This is a genomic window from uncultured Capnocytophaga sp. (genome assembly GCF_938029845.1).
In the GTDB taxonomy this organism is placed as follows: domain Bacteria; phylum Bacteroidota; class Bacteroidia; order Flavobacteriales; family Flavobacteriaceae; genus Capnocytophaga.
This window is the reverse complement of the sequence record NZ_CALHGG010000102.1, coordinates 1-2,067: the sequence shown is the minus strand read 5'-3', so window position 1 is coordinate 2,067 and position 2,067 is coordinate 1. Positions and strand designations below refer to the sequence as shown.

The following is a 2,067-nucleotide window of genomic DNA, read 5'->3' as shown; positions in this document are numbered from 1 at the left end:
GTTTTTTGAGAAACAATAGCTGCTCTAACTCCTTTTTATAGCTTACAAGTGCTTGTTTCTCCTCTTGCAAAAGAGAAACTTCTTTAAGCTGATGAATTATTTTCTGAAGTTCGTCTTCTATAAGTTGTTTTGCTGTTTTCATTATTATAATCTGTATTTAGTCCAGCCCCCATCGTGCCATTGACATTCGTCAATCTTCCACTCCCCCTCTTTTCTGATGATGAGAAAGCGAAACTGACAATTATGTCTGTCTTGAGTGTAGAGGTATATCTTATTCTTAGTTACTGTCTCGCTATCAATGATTTGATGCGCCCCATAAGTACCGTCTTCATTTAGTGAAAAATGAATTCCTTCAGGACGATAGCCCGCCCTGCGCTTGTCGGTACAATACTTTTGGAAGAGGGCTTTGCATTTTTCTTCTACCAAAAGCTCACCCTCTTCTGTATCATCATTCTTGGCAGCAAAAGCCTCCCACTCAGTCATTGCCGCAAAGAAGTCCAAAAGCAGTTGCTTTACGATGGGCAAATCATCGGTAGAGGTTGCCGTTGGTTTCTTTTTCCCTGCCGTACGTTGCGCCTGCTCAAAGGCTTTTATCTGCTCGGCAGTGAAAGGTTTGTCAAGGTAGAAACTCACCTTGTTGTAGTGTGCTACTGCCATTAGCCCCTCAAAAGTAACCCGTGTTCTCTTTAGTGAAAGAGACTTTAGGCGCGGTACTTGTAGGACAATTTTTAGTGTCTCATCAGTTACGGGACAACCGTCCAGCGAGATATGGTCAATAGGTTTGTCGGCAAAGTACTTAAAGCCTTCGCCTGTAACTTGTTTGTTATCCTCTAAGAAAAGGAGTTTTAGTTTGGGTAAAGTTGCTAAGTATTGGAGGGCTTCATCGGTAATCGCGGTATTGATAAATCCCATATTGACCAACGACTTTACTTGTACGATCTGTGCCACCATCTCGTCGGTTAGGGCGACATCTTTGTAATGATGTCCTTTGCAAAAGCGCTCCTCGGTTACTTCTTTGAGCGCGACTTCTAAAGTGATAGGGTACTGCATAATAGTTTTGAATTTTGAGTTTGAGCTCAGGGGTCTAAATTTTAATCATCCCAGATCGGCTTGTTCACTTCGTGTAAGGCTTCCTCTTCGCTAAGAGGGTTTCCACTGTTATAATATTGGTTTTTATCCTTGCCATAGGGCAGTTTATATCCTTCTGGAGAAGTGAGCACTACCACCTCAAAAGTATTGTAATCCACCTCTTTGATGAGTTTGTTCAGGTAATAAATACGCTTATCATCTTTGGAATAAAAATGCGAAATCTTTCGCCAAGTCGCTGGATTTGCCTTAGGCAAGGGTGTTTTCCCATAGAAAACATAGGTATCATCTTTAGCAAAATCACCATCGTTCATCGAGATGAAATTTGCTGGATTGGCTTTAGCGAGTATTTTTATCTTGCCGTGATAATTCTCATAATACACCTGCTTACTATCTTTGGCATACCCATATGGAATCTCTACACGCACCACACGCCTAATCCCATCGCTAAACTCCCACGAAGTTTCTTCATCCCCATCTGTTCTGTGAATACCCTCATCACATACCTCAAAAGTACTAATATCCACAGGTTCAAAGCGCCCACCCGATGTCCAAACACTTTGGTAATCGGTAGCATAACACTCATTAAGCATTTCAAATGTCTTAGCATTAGCCCCTTTAAGAGTGCGTCCTACTATATAACAATGCTTGTCATCTTTAGCAAAAAAGCCATTAAAATAAACAAAAGTATCAAGATTTGCCTTCTCTATAGGGGAATGGCGGTAGTATATCCGCTTGCCGTCTGTCCAATAGAAGGGCGTTTCTTGTGTGTCCGCCATATAAAAACGAGGGTCTTTGTCGATATATGCTACAGTGCGGATATCGATATCAAAAAAAGGAGGCTTTTTAGCCAAAGGTTTATTGATTTTCATTCTGTTTCTTATTTTATTTCTATACCTAATTTATTAATCTCAAATTGTTTATCCCCTATCTGTACCCACGCTTTACCATTCTCAAAGAGAGCGCCATCGTCATAAATAA

General features: G+C 40.8%; 2 protein-coding genes. Both read right to left on the bottom strand.

Annotated elements, in window-relative coordinates; genetic code table 11:
• Positions 1-144: 144 nt before the first annotated feature.
• Positions 145-1,050 (bottom strand): NTF2 fold immunity protein, encoded by a 906-nt coding sequence (locus Q0625_RS07400; RefSeq protein WP_298825241.1) that lies wholly within the window; start codon positions 1,048-1,050, stop codon positions 145-147.
• Positions 1,051-1,091: 41 nt separating this feature from the next.
• Positions 1,092-1,958, bottom strand: a complete 867-nt coding sequence (locus tag Q0625_RS07395) for a DKNYY domain-containing protein (RefSeq protein WP_298825238.1) — start codon at positions 1,956-1,958, stop codon at positions 1,092-1,094.
• Positions 1,959-2,067: the final 109 nt, after the last annotated feature.

What these genes read in the sequence shown, in the direction of transcription:
- Q0625_RS07395 (WP_298825238.1), bottom strand. Translation starts at nt 1,958, where the DNA reads ATGAAAATCAATAAACCTTTGGCTAAAAAGCCTCCTTTTTTTGATATC.
- Q0625_RS07400 (WP_298825241.1), bottom strand. Translation starts at nt 1,050, where the DNA reads ATGCAGTACCCTATCACTTTAGAAGTCGCGCTCAAAGAAGTAACCGAG.